The following is a 24,038-nucleotide window of genomic DNA, read 5'->3' as shown; positions in this document are numbered from 1 at the left end:
CGCAGGCCCGTGTCTGCTTTTTTGGGATATAGTGGCCAAGCCTGGTCGCCTGCGGGCGACAAGGGCCGCTTTGTCCTGCCTCCGGCCTTCCGCAAGGCGGTCAAGGAAAGCTCGGGCGGGGCGAAGACCCTCTGCCTTGCCGCCCATGCCAGATATGACTGCCTGATGGGCTTTGGCCTGTCGCGCATCGAGGAACTCCACCGCGAGCTTGACGAGGAAGCCGCCGCCGCGCGCGACCTGAAGAACACCGAATTCGACCGCGACGTCCGCGCCGCGCAGCTGTTCGGCTTCGAGCAGCTGCCCTTCGACGAGAGCGGCCGCTTCGTCATGCCTGAATATCTGCGCGATCTCGGTAAGGTCGAAAGCGGGCTCTACTTCCAGGGCTCAGGCAAGTTCTTCTTCGTCTGGGCGCCCGAGCAGCTCCGCCAGATGGGCCCCGAGTGGAAGAGCGCGCAGGCGGCCTGCGCGCGCCTGATGGCAGCTGCAAAGAAGGGGGGCGGCGAATGAGCGCGCCTGCGCCCCACATCCCCGTGCTGCTCGACGAGGTCGTCGCGGCCATCCAGCCGCGCCCGGGCATGACTATCGTCGATGCGACCTTCGGTGCGGGCGGCTACACCACCGCCCTGCTCGATGCGGGCGCGAGCGTCCACGCCTTCGACCGCGATCCCGATGCCATCGCCGCCGGGCAGGCGCTCGTCGCCCGTTACGAGGGCCGCCTCGCGCTGCACCCCGCGCGCTTCTCCGCGATGCGCGCCGAACTTGCTGCCATCGGCATTGCCCGGGTCGATGCGGTGGTGATGGACATCGGCGTCTCCTCGATGCAGCTCGACCAGGGCGAGCGCGGGTTCGCCTTCATGCACGACGGCCCGCTCGACATGCGCATGAGCCAGGACGGGGAAAGCGCCGCAGATTTCCTCAACACGGCGGACGAGGAAGCGATCGCGGACGTGCTCTACCAATATGGCGAGGAGCGCCAGTCGCGCCGCGTCGCCCGCGCGATCGTCGCCGCACGCCCGCTCGCGACCACCGGCGAGCTTGCCCGCGTGGTGCGCCGCGCGCTGGGCCACAAGCCGCATGACAAGACGGACCCCGCCACCCGCACCTTCCAGGCGGTGCGCATCCATGTGAACGACGAGCTCGGCGAGCTCGAGGCCGGCCTTGCCGCCGCCGAGGCGCTGCTCGCCGAGGGCGGGATCCTCGCCGTGGTCAGCTTCCACAGCCTCGAGGACCGCATCGTCAAGCAGTTCCTCAAGGCGGCGAGCGGCGCGGGCCGTGCGGTTTCGCGCCACCTGCCCGGGGAAATCCCGGGGCCGCCGCCCACCTTCGCGCAGCTTTCCAAGGCTATCCGTCCTTCAGAGGTCGAGATCGCCCGCAACCCGCGCGCCCGTTCGTCCACCCTGCGCCATGCCACCCGCACCGGCGCGCCGCCGAGGAGTCTCGCCGCATGATGACCAGCACTCAGGCCCGTTCGCTCGGCTGGGCCGCCGTCCTTGCGATCTGCTTCGCGGCTGTGGTGGTGCTGAGCTTCAAGGTGCACGCGGTCCGCAGCGAGGTGCTGCTCGCCGAACGCCAACTGATCGCCTTGCAGCGCGAGACCGTGCTGCTCGAAACCGAGTTCGAGACCCGCGCCAGCCAGCGCCAGCTGGCGGAGTGGAACGCGGTCGAATTCGGCTACGAGGCCCCACGCGCCGGGCAGTTCCTCGAGGGCGAGCGCCAGCTGGCGAGCCTAGGCGAAGTGCGCGGGCCCGATGCGCCCTCGCCGATCCGTCTGGCCAGCGCCGATGCGGCCGATGTTGCCGCCGCCGACGCCCCGATGCGCTCGCCGGTCTCGGGCGAGAAGGTGACGCTCGCTTCGGCAGCTGCCGAGAAGGATGCCGGCGCGGTGTTCGCCGATGCCTTCGGGGATTTCCTGATCGAGGCCTCGCCGATCCGCCCTGCGCGCGCCGAAACCCCGCCGCGCGGCGGCAAGCCTGCCGCGGCTGCCAAGGGGGTCGGCGAATGAACGCGCTGACGGCCCGCATGGCCGTCTCGCTCGGCACCGTCCACGCCGCGACCCCGGTCATTCCCGCCGGCCGCCTGCCGAGCGCGGGCCTGCGCGCGCAGATGCTGTGGTCGGCGCGGCTGCGCGTGTTGTGGCTGCTCGGCGGGTTCGGCGCGATTGCCCTCATCGCGCTGCTGCGGATCGCCACGCTCGGGCTCGGCGGGCAGGCCCCGCAGCGCACCAGTCTGGAAGAGGCGCTGCTCCCCCCGCGCGGCGAGATCACCGATCGCAACGGCGCCCCGCTGGCGCGTGCCTTTCCCGCCTATTCCTTGTGGTTCGATCCCGAGGCAATGGGTGACAAGGGCTCGCCGCTGGTGCGCTCGCCGCAGGAAGTCGCGCGCGCGCTCAAGGAAATCTTCCCCGATATCGACGAGGCCCGCATGGCCAAGCGCCTCGCCTCGGGCAAGCCCGGCTACCTGCGACGCCGCCTGCTGCCCGAAGAGGCCAACCGCGTCTTCGCGCTGGGCGAAATCGCGCTCGAGATCCCGCGCGAGACCGATCGCTACTACCCGCAAGGCACGCTCGCCGCGCATATCCTCGGCTATGTGGTCGAGGGCAAGGGCGGGCAGACCGGGATGGAGCAGGTGCTCGACAAGCAGCTCAGCAACCCCGATCTGCGCAACGCACCGGTGGCGCTGTCGATCGACGTGCGGGTGCAGGGCGCGCTCGAGGACGAGCTGCGCCGCGGGATGCTGGCGACCAATGCGCTGGGCGCAGCGGGGCTGGTGCTCGATGTCGACACCGGCGAGGTCATGGCGATGGCGTCCTTGCCCGAATTCGATCCCAACACCGCAGGCGCGAGCGGCGCGGTCAATGTCTTCAACCGCGCCACCAACGGGGTTTACGAGCTCGGCTCGACCTTCAAGCCGCTGACCGTGGCCGCCGCGATCGATGCGGGCGTGGTGCGCGATCTGGCGCGCCCGTGGAATGCGGCGCCCGTGCCGGTGGGCAGCCGCACGATCAAGGATTCGCACGACATGGGCGCAAGCCTCAACGTGCCGCAGGCGCTGGTTCATTCCTCCAACACCGTCACCGCGCGGGTCGCCGATGAAATGGGCGCGGAACGCCTGCGCCGTTCCATGATTGATCTGGGCATGGACCGCCGTCCGTTCATCGAACTGCCCGCCCGGGGCATGCCGCTCTGGCGCAAGGGCAACTGGGACCGCGCGACGACCATGACGGTCGGCTTCGGTCATGGCCTTGCGGTGACCCCGCTGCATCTGGCGAGCGCCTATGCGGCGATGGTCAATGGCGGGATCTGGCGCCCGGCGACGCTGATGAAGCTCGCGCCGGCCGATGTGCCGCGCGGGCGGCGGGTGTTCAAGGAATCGACCTCCTCGCGCATGCGCCAGCTGCTGCGGATGATCTCGCTCTACGGCACCGGCAAGAGCGCCGATGCGCCCGGTTACCGCGTGGGCGGCAAGACCGGCTCGGCCGAGAAGGCTGGCGTGGGCGGATACAACAAGACCGCGCTGGTCTCATCTTTTGCCGCCGCCTTCCCTATGGAAGCGCCGCGCTATGTCGTGGTGGTCGTCGTCGACGAGCCCAAGGGCACCATGGCCTCGAGCTTCCAGCGCACCGCTGCCTTCACCTCGGCGCCGATCGTCGGCAAGCTGGTGCCGCGCATCGGCCCGATGCTGGGCGTCCAGCCCGACGACAGCCGCGATGTCGACATCTCGGACCTGCGCTACCTGGTGGGAGGCGAGACGCAATGAGGCTCGGCGATCTGCTGGCGCAGGCGGGGCTTGCGGGGGACGGCGATCAGGCCGTCACCGGCTTTGCCATCGACCACCGCAAGGTCGCCCCCGGAACCATCTTCGGTGCCTTCGAAGGCGCCACCGTCAATGGCGAGGATTTCATCCCCGCCGCAATTCGTGCGGGCGCGATTGCCGTCGTTGCCCGTCCGCAAGCCCGCGTCGAGGGAGCGCTCCACCTTACCGACGTCAACCCCCGACGTGCCTTCGCGCGCCTCGCCGCGGGCTTTTTTTCTCCTTATCCGAGCGTCATCGTCGCGGTGACGGGGACCAACGGCAAGACCTCGAGTGTCGAAATGACCCGCCAGATCTGGCGCATGGCGGGCGAGCGCGCGGCGAGCATCGGGACGCTCGGCGTCACCACCCCTGACGGGAGCGTGTCGACCGGACTCACCACGCCCGACATCGTCACCTTCCTCGCCAACATGGCCGGGCTCGCGCGCGAGGGCGTGAGCCACGTCGCTTACGAGGCTTCCAGCCACGGCCTCGACCAGTACCGGGGCGAGGGGCCGACGGTCTCGGCCGCCGCCTTCACCAATTTCAGCCGCGACCATCTCGATTATCACGGCACGATGGAGGCCTATTTCGCGGCCAAGATGCGGCTGTTCACCGAGGTCGTCGCGCCGGGCTCGCCCGTGGTGATCCATGATGCGGGCGACGAGTCGGAGTGGACCGCCAAGGCGATCGCGCAAGGCCAGGCGCGGGGCCTCAAGGTGCTGACCGTGGGCGAGGGCGGGGACTTCCTGCGCCTCGCCGCGCGCGAGCCCGGGCAGTTGGGGCAGCTTCTTCACATCGAACATCAAGGCGAGACGCGGAAGGTCAATCTGCCGCTGATCGGGGCCTATCAGGCGGCGAACGCGCTCGTTGCGGCGGGGCTCGCGCTCGCGACGGGCGTGCCGGCCTCCGCGACCTTCGATGCGCTGACCCGGCTCCAGCCGGTGCGCGGGCGGCTGGAGCGCGCCGCACTCAATGCGCAAGGGGCGCCCGCCTATGTCGACTACGCTCACACCCCCGATGCGCTCGAGGCCGCCATTGCCGCGCTGCGCCCGCATGTCGCTCCGGGCGGCCGCCTGATCGTGGTGTTCGGCGCGGGCGGGGATCGTGACGCGGGCAAGCGCCCGCAAATGGGCGAAGTCGCCGCGCGCGCCGCCGACCTCGCCATCGTCACCGATGACAACCCGCGCTCCGAAGACCCCGCAGCCATCCGCGCAGAGATTCTGGCGGGTGCAGGGAGCAACACTCGCGAAATCGGTGACCGCCGCGCTGCCATCGCCGCCGCGATTGGGGAAGCCGGGGCAAGCGACATTGTGCTCATCGCCGGGAAAGGCCACGAGCAGGGACAAATATTCGGGTCTGGAGAAAACATGCGGATCGAGGCTTTCGACGATGTCGAAGTGGCGCGCGAATGCGCCGGGGGAGCTTGCTGAATGAACATGCCGCTCGCTCACCCGATGCTGCACCAGTGGCCCGTCACGGCGCGCGATGCGCTGCCGATGGCGCTGTGGACCGCCCCCGAAATCGCCGCGGCTACAGGCGGCACCGCCAGCGCCGATTTCCAGGCGAGCGGCGTCGAGATGGATTCGCGCGACGTGAAGCCCGGCGATGTCTTCGTGGCGCTGAAGGGCGAGGCGATGGACGGCCATCGCTTCATCGAGGCCGCTTTTGCCAAGGGCGCTGTTGCGGCCATCGTCGACCGTCCGGTGGATTTCCCCCACGTGCTGGTCGCCGACACCACGCAGGCGCTCCACGATCTCGCCCGCGCCGCGCGCGACCGTGCTGTGGAGGCCGTGCGGATCGGAATCACCGGATCGGTCGGCAAGACCGGGATGAAAGAGGCGATCTTCGCCTGTCTCGACCGCGCCAGCCGGGGCGCCGCGCATCGCAGCGTGCGCAGCTACAACAACCATGTCGGCGTGCCGCTCAGCCTCGCGCGGCTGCCCGCCCGAGCGAAGTTCGGCGTGTTCGAGATGGGTATGAACCACGCGGGCGAAATCGCGCCGCTCGCCGCCCATGCCCGCCCCCATGTCGCGCTCATCACCACCATCGCGCCCGCGCATATCGAAAACCTCGGCAGTCTCGAGGCCATCGCCGACGAGAAGTCGCAGATCTTCACCGGCCTGGTCGAAGGGGGCGTCGCGATCATCCCTGCCGACAGCGAATGGGCCGAGCGGATGATCAGTCACGCGCTCGCCTGCGGGGCCAAGGTCGTGACCTTCGGCCGCGCCAAGACCGCCGACGTGCGGCTGCTCGATGCGATCCCGGCGGCGGGCGGCGGGTCGCTGGTGACCGCCGACCTGGGCGACCGGCGCATCTGCTACACCATCGCCGAGCCGGGCGAGCACTGGATCGTCAACTCGCTGGGCGTCATGGCGGCAGTCCGCGCGGCAGGCGGCGACCTTGCCAGCGCCGGCCTTGCGCTCGCCGAGATGGGCGGCCTCAAGGGGCGCGGCGCGCGGCACACCATTGCAGCCCGGGGCGGACCTGCGCTGCTGATCGACGAGAGCTACAATGCCAACCCCGCCTCGATGCGCGCGACGCTAAAGGCGCTGGCTGCCACGCCCGCCACGCGGCGGCTCGCGGTGCTGGGCAGCATGAAGGAACTGGGCGACTTTTCCGACGCCTTCCACCGCCAGCTCGCCGAACCCATTGCCGAGGCGGGCGTCACCCATGCGATCCTCGTCGGCGCCGAGATGCGCGCGCTGGCCGAGGAACTGGGGAAATTCGCCGGGACGCCGCTTGGCAAGGCCCCGAGCTTCGCCCATTGCGAGGGGCCTGCCGAGGCGATTGCGCTGCTCGGGCAGTTCGGCCTCGCTCATGGGGATGCGGTGCTGGTCAAGGGGTCCAATTCGGTGGGGCTCGGCAGGCTGGTGTCACATTTTATCGAGAATGCCCGCGCGTAAGGCGCATCCGGAGGCTCAGGCCCGGCCACAGGCACCAAAGGACGACTGAATGCTATACCTGCTTGCCGAGTGGCTTGGCTTCGAAGGCATCCTCAATCTGGTGCGATACCAGAGCTTCCGTGCGGGCGCGACGCTGATGACAGCGCTGGTCATCGGCCTTTTGATCGGCCCGCGCTTCATCAACCTGTTGCGCGTGCGTCAGGGCAAGGGCCAGCCGATCCGGCTCGACGGCCCGCAATCGCACCTCGCCAAGCGCGGCACGCCGACGATGGGCGGGCTGATGATCCTTGTGGCACTGTCGCTTTCGCTGCTGATCTGGATGGACCTCAGCAGCCCCTTCGTCTGGGCCTGCCTTGCGGTGACGATCGGCTTCGGGGTGATCGGCTTTCTCGACGATTACGACAAGGTCGCCAAGAACAGCCATGCGGGCGTCCCCGCACGTGTGCGGCTGCTAGGCGAATTCGTGGTCGCGGGGGTGGCGAGCTGGCTGATCGTCAGCCAGATCAACACCAACCTCTACCTGCCCTTCCTCACCGGGGTCTCGATCCCGCTCGGGCCGGCCTATTACGTTTTCGCCGCCTTCGTGATCGTGGGCGCGGGCAATGCGGTGAACCTCACCGACGGGCTCGATGGCCTCGCCATCATGCCCGTCATCATCGCCGCCGGCACCTTCGCGATCATCGCCTATCTGGCGGGGCGGGCGGACTTCTCGGCCTATCTCGGCATCCCGCACGTTCCCGGCGCGGGCGAGCTGGCGATCTTCTGCGCGGCGATCATGGGAGCGGGGCTCGCCTTCCTTTGGTTCAACGCGCCGCCCGCGGCGGTGTTCATGGGCGACACCGGCTCGCTGGCCCTTGGCGGCGCGCTGGGCGCGATTGCGGTCGCCTCGCACCATGAAGTCGTGCTCGCCATCGTCGGCGGGCTGTTCGTGCTCGAGGCGGTGAGCGTCATCGTGCAGGTCTTCTGGTTCAAGCGCACCGGCCGCCGGGTCTTCAAGATGGCGCCGATCCACCACCACTTCGAACAGCTTGGCTGGAGCGAGAGCAAGGTCGTGATCCGGTTCTGGATCATCGCCATCGTGCTCGCGCTGATCGGGCTGTCGACGCTGAAGCTGCGGTAGGTGCACGCCCGGTGATCACCTCCCCCGCCTTCAAGGGTAAGCGCTACGCGGTGCTCGGCCTCGCCCGCTCGGGCGCGGCGGCGGCCGAGGCGCTGATCGCGAGCGGGGCGGAGGTGATCGCCTGGGACCGCCAGCCCCATGCGCGCGAGCCGTTCGAGGGCCGCTGCCGGCTGATCGACCCGCTCGAGCTCGACCTCACCGGCTTTGCGGGCGTGGTGGTCTCGCCCGGGGTGCCGCTGAACTCGCATCCCATCGGGCCGCACACCTGGCAATATGGCCTGCCGGTGATCGGCGATATCGAGCTGTTCGCGCAGGCGCGCGCCAGCCTGCCGCCGCACAAGGTGGTCGGCATCACCGGCACCAACGGCAAGTCGACCACCACCGCGCTGGTCCACCACATTCTCAAGCAGGCAGGCGTGCCCACGGTGATGGGCGGAAACATCGGCGACCCGATCCTCGGCGAGGATCCGCTCCCCGCAGGCGGGGTCTATGTTCTGGAACTGTCCAGCTTCCAGATCGACCTCACCTTCACGCTCGATTGCGACGTCGCGGCGATCACCAACATTACCCCCGATCATCTGGATCGCTACGCCGATTTCGCCGCCTATGCCGCCGCCAAGGAACGCCTGTTCCAGATGCAGGCGAGCGGCACCGCGATCATCTGCGACGAGGACGCGCCGACCACCGCCATCGCCGAGCGGCTGGCAGCAAGCGGCCGCGCGCCGGTGCGGGTCAAGACTGCCGATCTTGACGCGGCGGGGCTTGCCGAGGGGCGCTCGCCCTCGCTGGCGGGCCCTCACAATGCCCAGAACGCTGCGGTCGCGGTGGCGATCTGCCGCCAGCTCGGCCTTGCCGATGCGCAGATCGCGCAGGGTCTCGCCTCCTACCGCGGCCTCCCCCACCGCATGGAGCGCGTCTGCGAGGTCAAGGGTGTCGTCTACATCAACGACAGCAAGGCGACCAACGCCGCCTCCGCCGCCCCTGCGCTCGCTGCCTTTCCGCCCGATCCCGCGATCAACGCAGGCGCCCCGCGCATCCACTGGATCGTCGGCGGCCTGCCCAAGGAGGACGGGCTCGGCTCCTGCGCCGACCATCTCGCCAACATCGCCGCCGCCTACACCGTGGGCGAGGCCGGGCCGATGTTTGCGGGCCTCCTCGAAGGTCAGGTCAAGGTCGAGCGCTGCGAGCTCATCAGCGAGGCGGTGCGCCGCGCCGAAGAGTCTGCGCGTCCGGGCGAGGTGGTGCTGCTGAGCCCCGCCTGCGCCTCCTACGACCAGTTCCGCGATTACGAGAAGCGCGGCCACCACTTCCGCCAGATGGTCGGCGCGATCACCGGCTGCGAGACCTGCGGCGAAACGGGCGGCCCGGGCACGGACGGGAGCAACCCGGCATGAGCGCGCCCGTCTTCTCCGCCTCCCCCGCGCGCGGGCCGGGCGCCTATCTGCCCCCCGTGCCAGTCCGCCGCCAATGGCGCGATGGCTTGCGCATCTGGTGGCGCGAGATCGACAAGCTGCTGCTGCTGCTGATCTGCCTGCTGATGGCGGTCGGCATCGTCGCGGTCGCCGCCGCCTCGCCCGCCAGCGCCGATATGCTCTCGACCGCCAAGACGCGGGTGCCGGATTTCATGTTCTTCCAGCGCCACATCGTGTTCCAGGCGCTGGGTCTGGCGCTGATGATCGGCCTCAGTTTCCTCGACCGCGACCAGGCGCGCAGGCTCGGCATCCTCGTGGGTGCGGTGATGCTGGCGCTGCTCTTCGTGGTACCCTTCATCGGCGAGGAGAAGAACGGCGCGCGGCGCTGGATCAATATCGGCATGAGCCTGCAGCCGTCGGAGTTCCTCAAGCCCGGCTTCGCGATCATCTGCGCGTGGATCCTGAGCTGGCGGCTGCGCGATCCGGGCCTGCCGGTGATTGCCTTCGTCACCGGTTTCTTCGCGCTGATCGCCGCGCTGCTGATGCTTCAGCCCAACCTTGGCGATGCGATCCTGTTCGGCGGGATCTGGCTGGTGATGGTGCTGCTCGCGGGGCTTCCCTGGCAGCGCATCGCCGGGCTCGGCGGGATTGGGGTGGTGGGGCTGACGCTGGCCTACTTCTTCTATGACAACGCCCGCCACCGGATCGACTCCTTCCTTGGCGACGGCACCGCTTTCGACCAGGTCGATCTCGCCCAGCGCACCATCACCGCCGGGGGATGGACCGGCACCGGCCTGTGGCTCGGCATCCGCAAGATGAACCTGCCCGAAGCGCACACCGACTACATCTTCTCGGTGATCGGCGAGGAATTCGGCCTTGTGATGTGCGGAGTGATCGTGCTGCTCTACTGCGCGCTAGTGATGCGCGCGCTGATCCGGCTGACGGGCGAGGACAATCTCTTCGCGCTGTTTGCCGCGGCGGGCCTCGTCACCCAGTTCGGCGGGCAGGCCTTCATCAACATCCTCGTCAACCTCAAGCTGTTCCCCTCCAAAGGCATGACCCTGCCGCTGATTTCCTACGGCGGTTCATCGACACTGGCGGTGTGCTTCACGCTTGGGCTATTGCTGGCGATCACGCGGCGCAACCCGTTCCTCGCGCGCGAGGGATGGAGCTTGCGCGACCTGATCGAACGCAAGGACCAGAGCGCATGACCCATCAGACGCCCAGCGGCGCCACCCGCCACTTCGTGCTTGCCGCAGGCGGCACCGGGGGCCACCTCATCCCCGCCTTCGCGCTGGCGACCGAGTTGCACCAGCGGGGCCACCACGTCGCCCTGATCACCGACGAGCGCGGGGCGAATATCCCGGGCAAGCCCGATTTCCTCACCGCCCATGTTCTGCCCGCAGGCCGCTTCGGCAAGAACCCGCTCGGCTGGCCCGCGGGCATCCGCGCGGTGCTCGAAGGGCGGGCGATGGCGCTCCGACTGTTCGACCACTTCCAGCCCTCGGCGATCGTCGGCTTCGGCGGCTATCCCGCGCTGCCTGCGCTGCTCGCCGCCACGGCGGTGAAGCTGCCGAGCATCGTCCACGAACAGAACGCCGTTCTCGGCCGCGTCAACCGGCTGCTCGCGGGGCGGGTCAATGCAATCGCGACTTCCTACGAGAAGGTCGACCGCCTGAACCCGAAGCATGCGCACAAGGTCCACCTCGTCGGCAATCCGGTGCGCGCCGAGGTGCTTGCCCTTCGCGAGCAGGACTTCCCTGCCTTCACCGAAGAAAGCCTGCTGCGCATCCTCGTCACCGGCGGCAGCCAAGGCGCGAGCATCCTGTCGCAGGTCGTGCCCGATGGCCTCGCCATGCTGCCCCCGGCGCTGCGCCAGCGCCTGCAGGTGACGCAGCAGTGCCGCGCCGAAGACCTCGAGGCGGTGCGCCGGCGCTATGCCGAGCATGACATCCCGGCCGAACTCGGCACCTATTTCGAGGACATGCACGAGCGGCTGGCGGGTGCGCACCTGTTCATCGGCCGTGCGGGCGCCTCGACGATTGCCGAACTCACCGCGGTGGGACGTCCGGCAATCCTGATCCCGCTGCCCATCGCGACCGACGATCACCAGGCGGCGAACACCCGCGAGATCGTCAAAGCGGGCGGCGCGCGGATGGTGCGGCAGGACGCCTTCCAGCCCAAGGAGCTCGCCAAGCAGATCCAGGCCATGGCGATGCACCCGCAGAGCCTCGCCAACGCCGCGCATTGCGCGTTCAACTGCGGGCGGCCCGATGCGGCGAAGGACTTGGCCGACCTCGTCGAAAGCATGAGCGGGATCGACCTGATGGACGTGATCCGCGTGGGCGAGGCCGCCCCGCGCGCCGCGCAGGCCGCAGCCCGTCCCCAGCCTTCCACCAGCAAGGCCGCCAAGGACAAGGTTGAGCAATGAAGGGCGTCGGCACCGATATCGGCATCATCCACTTCGTCGGCATCGGCGGGATCGGCATGTCGGGCATCGCCGAGGTGATGCACAACCTCGGCTACAGCGTGCAGGGCTCGGACATCGCGGAAGGCGCGAGCGTCGAGCGACTGCGCGCGCGCGGGATCACCGTGCATGTCGGGCACCGGGCCGAGAACGTCGAGGGCGTGGCGGTGGTCGTCACCTCCACCGCCGTGCGCCGCACCAACCCCGAAGTCGCCGCCGCCCTGGAGGCCCGCGTCCCCGTGGTGCGCCGCGCGGAGATGCTTGCCGAGCTGATGCGCCTCAAGTCCACCGTCGCGGTGGCGGGCACCCACGGCAAGACCACCACCACCTCGATGATCGCGACCCTTCTTGATGCGGGCGGGATCGACCCCACCGTCATCAACGGCGGGATCATCGAGCAATATGGCTCCAACGCCCGCCTCGGTGACAGCGACTGGATGGTGGTCGAGGCCGACGAAAGCGATGGCTCTTTCCTGCGCCTCGACGGCACCATCGCGGTGGTCACCAATATCGACCCCGAGCACCTCGACCACTACGGCGATTTTGAAGGCGTGAAGCGGGCCTTCGTCGAGTTCATTCACAACGTCCCCTTCTACGGCGCGGCGGTGCTGTGCGTCGATCATCCCGTGGTGCAGGCGGTGATCGGCGAAGTGCGCGACCGCAAGGTCGTGACCTATGGCTTCTCGCTTCAGGCCGACATCTGCGGGGTCAACATCGCCTCGGAGGACGGGGGCAACCGCTTCGACGTGATCGTGCGCCAGCGCGGCGAGCATGATCGCCGGATCGAGGGCGTGCACCTGCCCATGCCGGGCCGCCACAACGTCCAGAACGCGCTCGCCGCCATCGCGGTGGCGATCGAGATGGGCTGCTCGGACGAAGTGATCCGCACCGGCTTTGCCCGCTTCGGCGGAGTGCGGCGGCGGTTCACCAAGGTCGGCACGGTCGATCTGGCGGGCGGCGCTGTCACCGTGATTGACGATTACGCCCACCACCCGGTCGAAATCCGCGCCGTGCTGTCCGCAGCGCGCGAGGCGGTGAGCGCGGGAGGCCGCGTGATCGCGGTCGCCCAGCCGCACCGCTACACCCGCCTCAAGGACCTGATGAACGACTTCCAGTCGTGCTTCGACGATGCCGACATCGCCTATGTCGCCCCGGTCTATCCGGCGGGCGAGGAACCGATCGAGGGGGTCGACCACGCCGCGCTCGTCGCGGGGATGAAGGCGCGCGGGCACCGCGCCGCGCGCGAGATCGCGGGGGCCGAGGCTCTGGCCGAGACGCTCGCGGGCGAAGTCCAGCCGGGCGACCTCGTGGTCTGCCTCGGTGCGGGCGATATCACCAAGTGGGCCGCAGGGCTGGCTCCGGCGATCACGGCGAAGCGGGGCGTTCCTGCATGAACCAGCCGGGCGACACCTATCATTCCGACGACGGCAGCGCGCCCACCTGCGCGGTCGAGGGTGCCGTCGCCGCGCCCGTGCCGCTCGACGGCATCCGCGGCAAGCTCACCTGCAAGGCCCCGCTCGCGCCCTATACCTGGTTCAAGACAGGCGGCCCTGCCGACTGGCTGTTCGAGCCTGCCGACATGGACGACCTCAAGACCTTCCTCGAACGGCTCGATGGCGAGATCCCGGTGATGGCCTTGGGCCTCGGCTCGAACATGATCGTGCGCGATGGCGGGGTGCCCGGCGTGGTGGTGCGGCTCGGCAAGGCCTTTGCAGGCGTTGCGCACACCGACGAAATGGAACTCACCTGCGGCGGCGGGGCTAGCGGCATTCTGGTGGCTTCCACCGCGCGCGACCTTGGGATTGCGGGGCTCGAATTCCTGCGCGGCATCCCCGGCACGGTCGGCGGCTTCGTGCGCATGAACGGCGGCGCCTATGGCCGCGAGGTCGCCGACGTGCTGCTCGACTGCGCGGTGATCCTGCATGACGGCAGCTTCATCACGCTGACGGGCGAGGAGCTCGACTATTCCTACCGCCACTCGGCCTTGCCCGAGGGCGCGATCGTCGTCTCGGCCCGCTTCCGCGGCCACCCGGGCGAGCCTGCCGCGATCGGCGCGGAAATGGACCGCATCGCCGCCGCGCGCGAGGCCTCGCAGCCGCTGCGCACCAAGACCGGCGGATCGACCTTCAAGAACCCCGAGGGCCACAAGGCCTGGGAGTTGGTCGACCGCGCCGGTTGCCGCGGCCTCACCTTGGGCGGCGCGCAGGTCAGCGAGAAGCACACCAACTTCCTCATCAACACCGGCACCGCCACCAGCGCCGACATCGAAGGCCTCGGCGAAATGGTGCGCGACAAGGTCTACGCGCAGACGGGCGTGAGCCTCGAGTGGGAAATTCAGCGGGTGGGGCGGCCATGAGCGGGCTCACCGAGTTCGAACGGGAGATCATCTCCAACGTCGAGAAGCATGGCTGTCACATCATGGGTGTCTTCGACCCTGAAGGTGCCGAACCGAACTTTGCCTATTCGGTCGGCTTTACCCGCACCCTCGAGAAAGTTGGCAAGCCAGACTGCCCGGAAGTGATCTTGTTTGGCTTGCCCCGCGCTGTCGTCGGACCTGCGATCAATTCGCTGCTGGCGATGTGCGCTGCCGGACAGGCGCTGAGGGATGGCGAGCGGCTTGATTCGTTCTTCGAGGCGTACGACGCGGTCGTCCGCATGGTTCACGAAACGCGGATCGAGGAGAAGTATCTCAACTCGGCCATGTGGTATCATCGGACGCAGATGGGTCGGTCCTTGAGCAAGGTGGCCATGATCGTCTGGCCTGACCAAAACAGTGTCTTCCCGTGGGAAGAAGGATGCGAGGAGTGGGTCAGGCGTGACCAGCCCGCGCTTTATGAGCCGAGGCTAATGCAATGACATCTTCTCCCCTCCACGTCGCCGTCCTGATGGGCGGCTGGGCGAACGAGCGGCAGGTCTCGCTCACCAGCGGCGCGGGCGTTGCCGAGGCGCTCGAGAGCAAGGGGCACCGCGTCACCCGCATCGACATGGGGCGCGACGTTGCCCTGCGTCTGCACGAGGCAAAGCCCGATGTCGTCTTCAACGCGCTCCACGGCGTGCCGGGGGAGGACGGGACGGTGCAGGGGATGCTCGACCTGATGGGCCTGCCCTATACGCACTCCGGCCTCGCGACCTCGGTGATCGCGATCGACAAGCAGCTGACCAAGCAGGCGCTGGTGCCGCATGGCATCCCCATGCCCGGCGGGCGGATCGTGACGCGCGAGGAACTTTACGCGCGCGACCCGCTGCCGCGGCCCTATGTGCTGAAGCCGGTCAACGAAGGCTCGTCCGTGGGCGTCGCGATCATCACCGACAACAGCAATGTCGGCAACCCGATCAGCCCGGACGCACGCGGGCCCTGGCAGGAATTCGCCGAACTCCTCGCCGAGCCCTTCATCAAGGGCCGCGAACTCACCGCCGCCGTGCTCGACGGCCCGGATGGCCCGCGCGCGCTGGGCGTCACCGAACTTGTCGTCGCGAGCGGCTTTTACGATTACGAAAACAAGTACACTGCCGGCCGCACCGAGCACATCTTCCCGGCAAAGCTCCCGCCCGAAATCACGGCGCTGTGCGAGGCTTATGCCGTCAAGGCGCATCAGGTGCTCGGCTGCCACGGCACCAGCCGCACCGATTTTCGCTGGGACGAGGAGGCGGGCGAGGACGGGCTGTTCGTGCTCGAGACCAACACCCAGCCGGGCATGACGCCGCTCAGCCTCGTCCCCGAACAGGCGGCGGGCTGCGGGATCAGCTATGCCGACCTCGTCGAGATGCTCTGCGCCGAGGCGCTTCGGGTTCACGCTCTGAAACAGGGAGGCGCGCATGGCGCAGCAGATCAGGCGTAACGGCACCTCGGGCGTGAGGCGCGCCGCCAAGGCGCAGAGCCGCGCGGTCGCCGCGCGCAAGGCGCACCGGGGCGCGAGCGGGGTGATCGACCGAATCATGGGCGTGCTCCCCTTCACCGAGGAACAATGGAGCCGCATCTGGCTCGCCATGATCATCGGCGGCGGGGTGGGGATCGCCTTCGTGATCGCCAGCCTTGCCGGCGTCCCCGCGCTGGCGCAGGCGCAGGTCGCCGCGATTGCGGCCGACGCAGGCTTCGAGGTGCGCCACGTGCGCGTCACCGGCACCAGCCGGATGGACGAGCAGCAGGTCTATGCCCGCGCGCTCGCCCAGCGCAACCGCGCCATGCCCGATGTCGATGTCGCCAAGCTGCGCGAGGAACTGCGCGCCCTGCCGTGGGTCAAGGACGCGCGGGTCTCGATCCAGCTGCCGCACACCCTCGCCATCGACATTGTCGAGCGCAGCCCCCATGCCGTGCTCGAGCGGCCCGACCGCCTGATGCTGATCGATGCCAGCGGGGTCGAGCTTGAGCCGGTCGCGCCGGAGAAGACCAAGGGCATGCTGCGGCTCGCCGGGCCGGGCGCGGGCAAGCAGGCGAAAGCGCTTGAAGCGTTGCTCGCCGCTGCGCCCGCGTTGGCGCCCAAGGTCGAGGCGGCCGAATGGGTCGGCAACCGGCGCTGGAACCTGACCTTCACCACCGGCCAGCTGCTCGCGCTCCCCGAAGGCGAGGTCGAGGCGGCGACCGCGCTCGTCAAGTTCGCGCGGCTCGATGGCAAGAACCGCCTGCTTGGCGGCAAGGTGCTGGCCTTCGACATGCGCACCCCGCCGCGGCTCTACATGCGCCTGCCTGAAGCTGTCGGCCGGCCCAAGGTGGTCGCCGGGCCCGGGGAGAAGCCCGCCGAAACGCCCAAGGCCGAGGCCGAGCCCGAGGAGGTGACCACCTGATGGCCGCCAATTCCTCCGGCCGCGCCGCGCCCCGATCGACCGCCGCCCAGCGCCGCCTCGCGCGCACCTATGCCGCGGTCAATATCGGCTCGTTCCGCATCAGCGCCATGATCATGGGCGAGACCGAAAGCGGCGACCTGCAGGTGCTGGGATCGGGCCACCGTGCGAGCGCCGGGATCAAGCGCGGCTATGTGACCGATATGGCGGCCGCCGCCCATGCGATCCGCGACGCGGTCGAGCGCGCCGAGAAGAGCGCGGGCACTCCAGTCCGGAGCGTCTGGATCGCCTGCGCCGGGGCCGGGCTCGCCAGCCACGTGGTCGCGGTCGATATCGAGATCGGCGGGCGGCGGATCGAGGACGAGGATGTCGAGGCGCTGCTGGTCGAGGCGCAGGACATGATCCAGCCCGATGGCCGCAAGGTGCTCCACGCCCAGCCGGCGCATTACACCCTCGATGGCGCCCACGGCGTCGCCAACCCGCGGGGCTTGCATGCCGAGCGGCTCGGGGTCGACATCCACGTGATGCTGGCCGACGGCGCGCCGGTCAGGAACCTCACCGAAGCCGTGCAGAACGCCCATCTCGAGGTCGAGGGCGTGGTCGCCGCGCCGCTGGCTGCCGGGCACGCCTGCCTCACGCCGGAAGAGCGCGAGCTGGGCGTGGCGCTGGTCGAAATCGGGGCGGACATCACCAATGTCGCGGTGTTTGCGGGCGGGATGCTGCTGGGCCTCCACGCGGTGCCGATGGGTTCAGGGTCGATCACCGATGCGATCGCCTCGAGCTTCGGCATCCGCCGCAGCCAGGCCGAGCGGCTGAAATGCGTCGCCGGCTCGGCCATCGCCAGCCCTGCCGATCACCGCGAGCTGATCCCGGTCAATGGGCCGGGCGAGGGCGGGGAGGGCGGGGCACCCGTCGGCCCGCTCGCGCGCGGGGCGGACGACAAGAACCGCATCGTGCGCGCCGAGCTGATCGCGGTCGTCACCCAGCAACTGGGCGTGCTCACCGGCGAGATCGGCAAGGCGCTCAAGACCATGGGCTTTGCGGGTCCGCGCGCGGGCCAGGTGGTGCTCACCGGCGGGGGAGCCGAGCTTGCCGGGATGGCCGATTTCATGCAGGGTGCGCTCGGGCAGCCGGTGCGGCTGGGCCGCCCGCCGCAGCTTACCGGCATGCCCGAGGCGCACCACGCGCCCGGGTTTGCGACACTGGCGGGCCTGTGCCTCTACGCTGCCGACGATCCGGTCGATATCCGCGCCGTGGGCGCGAAGCGCGCCGGGGTGTATCGCGCCTTTTCGCGCGAAAGCGGCTTCCTGGCGCTGCTCTCGCGATTGTTCCGGGCGCTGAAGGAGTATTTCTGACCGTGCCCTTGCCCGCTTTACGCAGGGGCGTGCGATGCTTTCGGTAGCCTGATGCTGTGGATAAGGGTTCTGCCGCTATAAAATGTACGCCATGATTATGTCACAGACGATGAATGCGCGTGGGAGAGTGAATAAAAGCCGCCCCCGCGCCTGGAGGACCAGCTGATGAGCATCAATATCGGACCCGCAGCGAGCGACGATCTGCGCCCCCGCATCACCGTGATCGGGATCGGCGGGGCCGGCGGCAACGCGATCGCGAACATGATCGCGGCCGAGATCGAGGGCGTCGAATTCATCGTCGCCAACACCGACGCGCAGGCCCTGAGCACCTCGCCGGCTGAACGGCGCATCCAGCTGGGTCCCGATATCACCGGCGGCCTCGGCGCGGGCGCGCGGCCTGAAGTGGGCAAGGCTGCGGCCGAAGAAACCGTCGCCGAGATCGAGAAGGCGCTCGAAGGCGTCAACATGTGCTTCATCGCCGCCGGCATGGGCGGCGGCACCGGCACCGGCGCCGCGCCCGTCATCGCGGAAGCCGCGCGCCGCATGGGCGTGCTGACTGTGGGTGTCGTCACCAAGCCGTTCCTGTTCGAGGGCACCCGCCGCATGCGCGCCGCCGAGGCGGGCATCGAGGAACTGCAGAACCACGTCGACACCCTGATCGTCATCCCCAACCAGAACCTGTTCCTGGTCGCCAAGGCGGAGACCACCTTCAAGGAAGCCTTCCAGCTCGCTGACGAGGTGCTCCAGCAGGGCGTGCGCTCGATCACCGATCTGATGGTCATGCCCGGCCTCATCAACCTCGACTTCGCCGACGTGCGTTCGGTCATGAGCGAGATGGGCAAGGCGATGATGGGCACCGGCGAGGGCGAGGGCGAGAACCGCGCGCTCGATGCGGCCGAGCAGGCGATCGCCAACCCGCTGCTCGACGGCGTCAGCATGGCCGGCGCCAAGGGCGTCATCATCTCGATCATCGGCGGCGAGGACATGCGCCTGCTCGAAGTCGACGAGGCCGCCAATCACATCCGCGAACTGGTGGACGAGGACGCGAACATCATCTGGGGTTCGGCCTTTAACCCCGACCTCAAGGGCAAGATCCGCGTCTCGGTGGTCGCCACCGGGATCGAGCAGAGCGCCATCGGCCAGTCCGAGCGCAGCCAGAGCATCTCGCTCGGCGGCGCGCGCGCGCCCAAGCGGCCGGTGCTCGAGCTGTCGGACGATGACGGCTACGGCGCTGCTGCGATTGCTCCCGAACCGGCACCCGCCCCGACCTTCGATCTCGACGGTCCTGCGGCGAGCGCGGCAGGAGGGCACGATGAGGATATGCTCGATCTCGGCGAGGTCGAGGCGGATGAGGCCGATTATCCCTCAGCCGCGCCCTTCGAGCTGACCGGCATGCAGGCCGGTGACGGCTATGGCGACGAGTACGAGGACGATGTCGACGGCATCGTCGATCCCCTCGCGGGCCTGCGCGGCGCTGAAGAATCGGCAAGCTATGGCTACGGTGCGGGGACTCCTGCCGCGGACGACGAGGACGATGGCGAAGCGCTCGAACTCGACGATGGCTACGCGGCCTACGGCGACGCCGGGGGCGATGGGCCCGCGCAGGACGATCTCCTCGCCAGCGCGGACCGGCTGGCGGCAGAAGACCGTCAGGTCGAAGCCCGGCTCGGCGGCGGACGGCGCCGCGCGCTGCTCGGCGGCGCAGCGGGCGATGGCAGCGGCGGTGGCGGCGGAGCCGGTGCCGGCAGCACGCTGTTCGAACGCATGGCCAACCTGTCGCGCAGTTCGTCGCGCGACGACGAGGAGGATGACGAGGGCGACGATGGTCCGGCGCTCAGCATCCCGCGCTTCCTCGGCCGCCAGAACAACCAGTAATCGCGCGCATCTCGCGCCGCGTCGCAACGCCGCTTTCCTGCGGCGCAAGGCTTGATAGAGCACGCAAGATGGTGTCGCGCTTCTCCGTTGCCTGCACGCTCGCGCTTGGCGCCGCGCTGTTCCCTCAGGGCATGCTGGCAGCGCAGGACGTCGTCTCGCAGCCGGTCGTCCAGGCGCTGCCCGCCCCCGAGGTCCAGCGGCTGAACCGCGCGCTGGTCGCGCTCGCCAAGGCCCCGCGCGACCGTGCCGCCCTGATCGAGGCAGGACAGGCCGCTTTGGGCGTCGATGATCTCGAGGCCGCGATCGGCTTTTTCGGGCGCGCTGCCGATGTCGATCCCGGCCATCCCGATGTCGCGCTGGGGCTCGGCTCGGTCTATCTGCGCGCAGGGCGGGCGGGCGAGGCGCTGCTGCAATTCGACCGCGCGCTCGCTGCCGGAGCGGACGAACGTGCCGTGCTCACCGATCGCGCGCTGAGCCTTGATCTGGTCGGGGAGGGCACGGCGGCGCAGGCCGCGTATACCCGCGCGCTCGAGCTCGATCCCGCCAATGACGAAGCCCGGCGGCGGCTGGCGCTGAGCTATGCCATCGCCGGCAACACCGCGCGGTTCGAGGATACCTTGCGCCCGCTGCTCGACCGCCGCGATCTGGCCGCGCAGCGCGCCCGCGCCTTCGGCCTCGCGATCATGGGCGAGAATGTGCGCGCGACCGCGATTGTCGAGCAGGTCATGCCGCGCGACATCGCCACCCGGCTGGTGCCCTATCTCGGCTACATGCCGCGCCTGACGAAGCAGCAGCAGGCGGCCGCGGCCAATCTCGGGATCTTCCCGCGTTCGGCCGATATCGGGCGGGACGATCCGCGCCTCGCCCGCTTTGCCGCCGAGGAGCGTGCCGACAGCCGTCTCGCGCCCGCCGGCGCGCCGCTTGGCACGCGGCCTCAGCAGGTCACCGCAGCCGTGCCCACGCCGCCGCCTTCGACCACGGCCTACACAACGCCGGTTCCGGCGTCCGCGATCGGCAGTCAGCCCGCGCCTGCTGCCAATCCCGCGCGGGTGGCCACCGTCACCCCGGTCGCGGTCACGACCGCGCCGCCTCCTGTGCCTGCGCCCGCGCCGCGCCCGGCCGAGCGGGTGGCCGATGTCTTCGCCGATCTCGGCGCGCCCTCGGCTGATGCGCGGGTGTCGGGCGATGCAGTCGACCTGTCGCGAATCGAGGTCAAGCGCGAGGCTCCGCCGCCCCCGCCCGCACCGGTCGCCAAGCCCGCCGAGAAACCGAAGCCCAAGCCCAAGGAGCCGCCCAAGCCGGTTCACCCCAGCCGCGTCTGGGTGCAGGTGGCGACGGGCAAGAAGATCGACGCGCTCGCCTTCGACTGGAAGCGCATAGCCAAGGAGGGCGGCAAATCGCTTGCCCCCTACAAGCCCCACACCGCGCGCTGGGGGGCGACCAATCGCCTCGTGATCGGGCCGGTCGCCAGCCGCGACAAGGCCGAGGCAATGGTGCGCGAGCTGAAGAAGAAGGGCATGGATGTGTTCCTCTGGCTCAGCGACGAAGGCGAGGCTGTTCAGCCACTTAAGTAGGTTCTACGGGTTTCTGTGCACAGGCTTTGCACAGGTCTGTCCGGTTCTCCCCAGCCGCCCTGATGCAGGTGATTGCCAATCGCCCCCCTTCGCGTCCATCCATCCTCGCGATGGTGACACAGCCCCCTTCCGCCGCGAACGCCCGCCCATGAGAGCCGCTGACATGGACTATTCCGCCGAGGACGATGCCGCCCCCGTCGACATGCTCGCCAGCCTCTTCGCGGCGCGCGGGTGGCCGTTCGAGATGGTCTCCGAAGACGAGATGACCGGCGAGGTGCAGGGCAGCTGGGCCAATTACCAGCTGCGCGCGATCTGGCGCGCGGAGGACAGCGTGCTCCAGTTCCTGTGCCTTCCCGACATCCGCGTCACCGACGACAAGCGCGCGGCGGCCTATGAATTGCTCTGCCTCGTCAACGAGCAGGTGTGGCTGGGGCATTTCGACATCTGGTCGAACGGCGACGTGCTGCTGTACCGCCACGGCGCACTGCTCGGCGATCACGGCCGCCTCAGCCTCGACATGGCGCAGGCGCTGGTCGAGAGCGCGATCGACGAATGCGACCGCTTCTACCCTGCCTTCCAGTTCGTTTTGTGGGGCGGCAAGACCCCGCGCGCCGCGCTCGAGGCGGCGATGGTCGACGCGGCGGGCGAGGCCTGAGCGACTGCGACCACCACCCCGTTCGGGCTGAGCTTGTCGAAGCCCCGCATTTTCTTCTAGCAATGTCTGCGAAAAGAAGGACGGCCCTTCGACAGGCTCAGGGCGAACGGGTTTGGGAACATGATCAACCTCCTCCTCATCATCGGCTGCGGCAACATGGGCGGAGCGATGCTGGCCGGATGGCTGGCGGCGGGCGAGGATCCGGCGCGCTTTGCCGTGCTAGACCCGGCGCTGGTCGAGGCGCCCGAGGGCGTGGCGCTCTACCGCAATGCGGCCGAGGTGCCTGGGGTGCATGACGCGGTGCTGCTCGGTTTCAAGCCGCAGCAATTGGGTGCGCTCGGGCCGGGCTTGCTGGGGTTGACCGAAGGCCGGACGGCCTTTTCGCTTCTGGCCGGGATCACGCTCGATCAGCTCGCGGCAGCCTTTCCGGATGCGGATGGGCACGTCCGGGTGATGCCCAACCTCGCAGCGCGGATCAACAAATCGCCGGTCATCCTCGCCGAACGCGGCCTCGGCGCCGACAGCCGCGATGCCACGTTCGCCCTGTTCGACCGCCTCGGCAGCGCGGTGTGGCTCGGGGACGAAGCGCAGTTCGATCTCGTCACCGCGCTCGCCGGATCGGGGCCGGGCTTCGTCTACCGCTTCATCGATGCGCTGGCGGGCGCGGCAATCGATCTGGGGCTCGACGAGCCCACCGCCGCCGCTCTCGCGCTCGCCACGGTCGAGGGTGCCGCCGCGCTCGCCGCGGCCTCCGATGCCAGCCCCGCGACCCTCGCCGACCGCGTCGCCAGCCCGGGCGGCATGACCCGCGAGGGCCTCAACGTGCTCGACGACAAGGCGGCACTGCGCGGCCTGCTGACCGCCACCCTCGCCGCCACGCGCGACAAGGGCGCGGCGCTGTCGCGCACCAGTTAATATTAACATCGGTTAATCTGAACGGATTGCGCGCTTTGCAAGCCGGTTTCGCTTGAAAAGCGCACGTGAACCCACGATATTGCGTCGCATGGAGAGCACGGGGCTGTTCCCGCGCTCCATGATGAAAGGCTAAGGGTTTCACAATGGCTGACTGGAATGACCCCTCGCGCAATGCGCAGCGCTTCGGCTCCGTGCCGCGCGCCGGAGGCGATGTCTCGGGCCGCGTGAGCTTTGACGAGGGCCTGCGCAAGCACATGCTCTCGATCTACAATTACATGACCTCGGGCATCCTGCTGACCGGGATCGTCGCGCTGCTGGCCTTCACCAGCGGCATGGCGGAAACGATCCACTTCAGCGCCCTGCGCTGGGTGGTCGGCCTGTCGCCGCTCGCCATCGTGTTCGCGATGAGCTTCGGCGCCAACCGTTTCAGCACCGGCACGCTCCAGCTGCTGTTCTGGGGCTTCGCGGTTCTGATGGGCCTGTCGCTCTCGTCGATCTTCCTGGTCTACACCGGCGGTTCGATCGCTACGACCTTCTTCGCCACCGCGGCGGCCTTTGCCGGCCTGTCGCTGTTTGGCTACACCACCAAGAAGAGCCTGTCGGGCATCGGCAGCTTCCTGATCATGGGCCTGGTCGGCCTGATCGTGGCGATGGTCATCAACCTGTTCCTGCAGAGCCCCGCGTTCCACTACGCGATCAGCTTCATCGGCGTGCTGATCTTCGCGGGCCTCACCGCCTATGACACGCAGTGCCTGAAGAACGAGTACCAGTACCTGCGCGGCACCGAATTCGCCGGCAAGGCCGTGGTGCTGGGCGCGCTGAGCCTCTACCTGGACTTCATCAACATGTTCCAGTTCCTGCTCAGCTTCCTCGGCAACCGGGAATAATCGGCGCGCATAACCGCGCCGCCCGGCCGGGCTGCGGCCCGCCGCAAGAGTGTTGAAATCTCGAATGCCCGGGGCCTTTCCATAGGTCCCGGGCATTTGCATTGTTAGCCGGGGCAGCTATCGCAGGGGCCTTCAGGCTGGAGCAATCCGCAGACCCCCATTCTGGCGGGCCGCGCGGCAACCACAGACCGCATCACGAGAAAGAGATCCCTGATGAGCGCTGCAGAGCACTCGCTTCGCGACACGTCCCGCACCACCACGCGCACTCCTTTTGGGTTGGCGATCACCACGCTCGCCGTGGGCG

General features: G+C 68.9%; 21 protein-coding genes. All 21 read left to right on the top strand.

Annotated features, from left to right (window positions below):
* Positions 1–9: 9 nt before the first annotated feature.
* The 21 genes from AX708_RS13975 to AX708_RS13875 all read left to right on the top strand — a co-directional run bounded on the left by AX708_RS13975 (position 10) and on the right by AX708_RS13875 (position 23,734).
* Positions 10–507 carry a division/cell wall cluster transcriptional repressor MraZ gene (locus tag AX708_RS13975; protein WP_197425935.1) on the top strand — a complete coding sequence of 166 codons (498 nt, stop codon included), beginning with the start codon at positions 10–12 and terminating at the stop codon, positions 505–507.
* Positions 504–1,448 carry a 16S rRNA (cytosine(1402)-N(4))-methyltransferase RsmH gene (gene rsmH / locus AX708_RS13970; RefSeq protein ID WP_066526891.1) on the top strand — a complete coding sequence of 315 codons (945 nt, stop codon included), beginning with the start codon at positions 504–506 and terminating at the stop codon, positions 1,446–1,448. The genes AX708_RS13975 and rsmH overlap by 4 nt, the downstream gene beginning before the upstream one ends.
* Positions 1,445–2,002: a hypothetical protein gene (locus AX708_RS13965; RefSeq protein WP_066526894.1), complete on the top strand. Its 558-nt coding sequence runs from the start codon at positions 1,445–1,447 to the stop codon at positions 2,000–2,002. The genes rsmH and AX708_RS13965 overlap by 4 nt, the downstream gene beginning before the upstream one ends.
* Positions 1,999–3,756 (top strand): penicillin-binding protein 2, encoded by a 1,758-nt coding sequence (locus tag AX708_RS13960; protein WP_082745457.1) that lies wholly within the window; start codon positions 1,999–2,001, stop codon positions 3,754–3,756. Before AX708_RS13965 ends, AX708_RS13960 begins: the two co-directional genes overlap by 4 nt.
* Positions 3,753–5,222: a UDP-N-acetylmuramoyl-L-alanyl-D-glutamate--2,6-diaminopimelate ligase gene (locus AX708_RS13955; RefSeq protein WP_066526896.1), complete on the top strand. Its 1,470-nt coding sequence runs from the start codon at positions 3,753–3,755 to the stop codon at positions 5,220–5,222. Before AX708_RS13960 ends, AX708_RS13955 begins: the two co-directional genes overlap by 4 nt.
* Positions 5,223–6,695, top strand: coding sequence for a UDP-N-acetylmuramoyl-tripeptide--D-alanyl-D-alanine ligase (murF, locus tag AX708_RS13950; RefSeq protein ID WP_066526899.1), 1,473 nt, complete (start codon positions 5,223–5,225; stop codon positions 6,693–6,695). It begins immediately after the preceding gene.
* Between the two features lie 49 nt (positions 6,696–6,744).
* Entirely contained in the window at positions 6,745–7,815 is a 1,071-nt protein-coding gene (gene mraY / locus AX708_RS13945; protein ID WP_066526904.1) for a phospho-N-acetylmuramoyl-pentapeptide-transferase, read from the top strand.
* 11 nt (positions 7,816–7,826) lie between these two features.
* A complete protein-coding gene (gene murD / locus AX708_RS13940; RefSeq protein WP_066526907.1) occupies positions 7,827–9,209 on the top strand; it encodes a UDP-N-acetylmuramoyl-L-alanine--D-glutamate ligase in 1,383 nt (460 codons plus the stop codon).
* Positions 9,206–10,438, top strand: a complete 1,233-nt coding sequence (locus tag AX708_RS13935; protein ID WP_066526909.1) for an FtsW/RodA/SpoVE family cell cycle protein — start codon at positions 9,206–9,208, stop codon at positions 10,436–10,438. The genes murD and AX708_RS13935 overlap by 4 nt, the downstream gene beginning before the upstream one ends.
* On the top strand, positions 10,435–11,658 hold the full coding sequence (gene murG / locus AX708_RS13930) for an undecaprenyldiphospho-muramoylpentapeptide beta-N-acetylglucosaminyltransferase (RefSeq protein WP_066526910.1): 1,224 nt from the start codon (positions 10,435–10,437) through the stop codon (positions 11,656–11,658). Before AX708_RS13935 ends, murG begins: the two co-directional genes overlap by 4 nt.
* Positions 11,655–13,088, top strand: a complete 1,434-nt coding sequence (gene murC / locus AX708_RS13925) for a UDP-N-acetylmuramate--L-alanine ligase (RefSeq protein ID WP_066526912.1) — start codon at positions 11,655–11,657, stop codon at positions 13,086–13,088. Before murG ends, murC begins: the two co-directional genes overlap by 4 nt.
* On the top strand, positions 13,085–14,050 hold the full coding sequence (gene murB / locus AX708_RS13920; protein WP_197425936.1) for a UDP-N-acetylmuramate dehydrogenase: 966 nt from the start codon (positions 13,085–13,087) through the stop codon (positions 14,048–14,050). The genes murC and murB overlap by 4 nt, the downstream gene beginning before the upstream one ends.
* Positions 14,047–14,550, top strand: coding sequence for a DUF4262 domain-containing protein (locus AX708_RS13915; RefSeq protein ID WP_066526919.1), 504 nt, complete (start codon positions 14,047–14,049; stop codon positions 14,548–14,550). The genes murB and AX708_RS13915 overlap by 4 nt, the downstream gene beginning before the upstream one ends.
* Positions 14,547–15,533 (top strand): D-alanine--D-alanine ligase, encoded by a 987-nt coding sequence (locus AX708_RS13910; protein WP_066526928.1) that lies wholly within the window; start codon positions 14,547–14,549, stop codon positions 15,531–15,533. Before AX708_RS13915 ends, AX708_RS13910 begins: the two co-directional genes overlap by 4 nt.
* Positions 15,511–16,476 (top strand): cell division protein FtsQ/DivIB, encoded by a 966-nt coding sequence (locus AX708_RS13905; RefSeq protein ID WP_066526930.1) that lies wholly within the window; start codon positions 15,511–15,513, stop codon positions 16,474–16,476. The genes AX708_RS13910 and AX708_RS13905 overlap by 23 nt, the downstream gene beginning before the upstream one ends.
* On the top strand, positions 16,476–17,828 hold the full coding sequence (ftsA, locus tag AX708_RS13900; RefSeq protein ID WP_067490268.1) for a cell division protein FtsA: 1,353 nt from the start codon (positions 16,476–16,478) through the stop codon (positions 17,826–17,828). Before AX708_RS13905 ends, ftsA begins: the two co-directional genes overlap by 1 nt.
* A 165-nt stretch (positions 17,829–17,993) precedes the next feature.
* Positions 17,994–19,703, top strand: coding sequence for a cell division protein FtsZ (gene ftsZ / locus AX708_RS13895; RefSeq protein ID WP_067490265.1), 1,710 nt, complete (start codon positions 17,994–17,996; stop codon positions 19,701–19,703).
* 68 nt (positions 19,704–19,771) lie between these two features.
* Positions 19,772–21,277 carry a tetratricopeptide repeat protein gene (locus AX708_RS13890; protein ID WP_066530648.1) on the top strand — a complete coding sequence of 502 codons (1,506 nt, stop codon included), beginning with the start codon at positions 19,772–19,774 and terminating at the stop codon, positions 21,275–21,277.
* Positions 21,278–21,425: 148 nt separating this feature from the next.
* The gene (locus AX708_RS13885) at positions 21,426–21,932 is read left to right on the top strand and encodes a YbjN domain-containing protein (RefSeq protein WP_066530645.1); all 507 of its coding nucleotides are present in this window, start codon (positions 21,426–21,428) and stop codon (positions 21,930–21,932) included.
* Positions 21,933–22,052: 120 nt separating this feature from the next.
* Positions 22,053–22,847 (top strand): pyrroline-5-carboxylate reductase, encoded by a 795-nt coding sequence (locus AX708_RS13880; protein ID WP_066530639.1) that lies wholly within the window; start codon positions 22,053–22,055, stop codon positions 22,845–22,847.
* 143 nt (positions 22,848–22,990) lie between these two features.
* Positions 22,991–23,734: a Bax inhibitor-1/YccA family protein gene (locus AX708_RS13875; protein WP_066530636.1), complete on the top strand. Its 744-nt coding sequence runs from the start codon at positions 22,991–22,993 to the stop codon at positions 23,732–23,734.
* Positions 23,735–24,038 lie beyond the last annotated feature (304 nt).

Source organism: Erythrobacter sp. CCH5-A1, assembly GCF_001557115.1.
In the GTDB taxonomy this organism is placed as follows: Bacteria; Pseudomonadota; Alphaproteobacteria; order Sphingomonadales; family Sphingomonadaceae; genus Erythrobacter.
Note: the sequence above shows the minus strand (reverse complement) of the source record. Positions and strands in the feature narration are given on the sequence as shown.

What these genes read in the sequence shown, in the direction of transcription:
- AX708_RS13965 (WP_066526894.1), top strand. Translation starts at nt 1,445, where the DNA reads ATGATGACCAGCACTCAGGCCCGTTCGCTCGGCTGGGCCGCCGTCCTT.
- mraY (WP_066526904.1), top strand. Translation starts at nt 6,745, where the DNA reads ATGCTATACCTGCTTGCCGAGTGGCTTGGCTTCGAAGGCATCCTCAAT.
- murF (WP_066526899.1), top strand. Translation starts at nt 5,223, where the DNA reads ATGAACATGCCGCTCGCTCACCCGATGCTGCACCAGTGGCCCGTCACG.
- murC (WP_066526912.1), top strand. Translation starts at nt 11,655, where the DNA reads ATGAAGGGCGTCGGCACCGATATCGGCATCATCCACTTCGTCGGCATC.
- rsmH (WP_066526891.1), top strand. Translation starts at nt 504, where the DNA reads ATGAGCGCGCCTGCGCCCCACATCCCCGTGCTGCTCGACGAGGTCGTC.
- AX708_RS13875 (WP_066530636.1), top strand. Translation starts at nt 22,991, where the DNA reads ATGGCTGACTGGAATGACCCCTCGCGCAATGCGCAGCGCTTCGGCTCC.
- ftsZ (WP_067490265.1), top strand. Translation starts at nt 17,994, where the DNA reads ATGAGCATCAATATCGGACCCGCAGCGAGCGACGATCTGCGCCCCCGC.
- murB (WP_197425936.1), top strand. Translation starts at nt 13,085, where the DNA reads ATGAACCAGCCGGGCGACACCTATCATTCCGACGACGGCAGCGCGCCC.
- ftsA (WP_067490268.1), top strand. Translation starts at nt 16,476, where the DNA reads ATGGCCGCCAATTCCTCCGGCCGCGCCGCGCCCCGATCGACCGCCGCC.
- AX708_RS13955 (WP_066526896.1), top strand. Translation starts at nt 3,753, where the DNA reads ATGAGGCTCGGCGATCTGCTGGCGCAGGCGGGGCTTGCGGGGGACGGC.
- AX708_RS13885 (WP_066530645.1), top strand. Translation starts at nt 21,426, where the DNA reads ATGAGAGCCGCTGACATGGACTATTCCGCCGAGGACGATGCCGCCCCC.
- AX708_RS13960 (WP_082745457.1), top strand. Translation starts at nt 1,999, where the DNA reads ATGAACGCGCTGACGGCCCGCATGGCCGTCTCGCTCGGCACCGTCCAC.
- AX708_RS13905 (WP_066526930.1), top strand. Translation starts at nt 15,511, where the DNA reads ATGGCGCAGCAGATCAGGCGTAACGGCACCTCGGGCGTGAGGCGCGCC.
- AX708_RS13935 (WP_066526909.1), top strand. Translation starts at nt 9,206, where the DNA reads ATGAGCGCGCCCGTCTTCTCCGCCTCCCCCGCGCGCGGGCCGGGCGCC.
- AX708_RS13880 (WP_066530639.1), top strand. Translation starts at nt 22,053, where the DNA reads ATGATCAACCTCCTCCTCATCATCGGCTGCGGCAACATGGGCGGAGCG.
- AX708_RS13910 (WP_066526928.1), top strand. Translation starts at nt 14,547, where the DNA reads ATGACATCTTCTCCCCTCCACGTCGCCGTCCTGATGGGCGGCTGGGCG.
- AX708_RS13890 (WP_066530648.1), top strand. Translation starts at nt 19,772, where the DNA reads ATGGTGTCGCGCTTCTCCGTTGCCTGCACGCTCGCGCTTGGCGCCGCG.
- murG (WP_066526910.1), top strand. Translation starts at nt 10,435, where the DNA reads ATGACCCATCAGACGCCCAGCGGCGCCACCCGCCACTTCGTGCTTGCC.
- AX708_RS13915 (WP_066526919.1), top strand. Translation starts at nt 14,047, where the DNA reads ATGAGCGGGCTCACCGAGTTCGAACGGGAGATCATCTCCAACGTCGAG.